The organism is Actinospica acidithermotolerans (genome assembly GCF_018139625.1).
Classification (GTDB): Bacteria; Actinomycetota; Actinomycetes; order Streptomycetales; family Catenulisporaceae; genus Actinospica; species Actinospica acidithermotolerans.
In genome coordinates, this window is sequence record NZ_JAGSOH010000354.1 from 1 (window position 1) to 449 (window position 449).

Annotated in this window: 1 pseudogene; it reads right to left on the minus strand. The window is 63.9% G+C overall.

The annotated features are described in order from the left end of the window. Positions 1-449: pseudogene (locus KDK95_RS35060) on the minus strand (hypothetical protein); the annotation flags it as partial.

A 449-nucleotide genomic window follows, 5' to 3' on the forward strand; every position in this document is an offset into this window, starting at 1 on the left:
CTGCAATTCGGTGCCGTCCACCCGGGTACCGTCGGGCAGGCTCCAATAGCCGAGGACCTTGTACGCCTTCTGCGCAGTGGTGGGCACTACGTCGTTGATCTGAGCTTTGAACGCGTATGCCTTGCCGGCTTCGAGGTAAGTCGGACCGCTGATCGAGGCGCGCGCAGCCAACGGGTTGACGGCTTTCACGCCCAGCGTCTTCGTCACGTCCGCCGCAGGGTTGTCGGGCGCCGTCGATGACCGCCCCTTCACCTCGATCGCGTAGTTCTTGATCTCGGTGGGCGTGAAGGTGAACGTCGCCGTGTTCTCGCCCGTCACGTCCTGGTAGCCGCCCGCCGTGATGATGCGCCATGTGTAGGCCGCATCGAACCCGTCATCAGCTTCGACCTTGAGGGTGACAGGACGGCCAGCTTGCACCACTCCAGGGGCGATCACGCGGAACGTAGGCA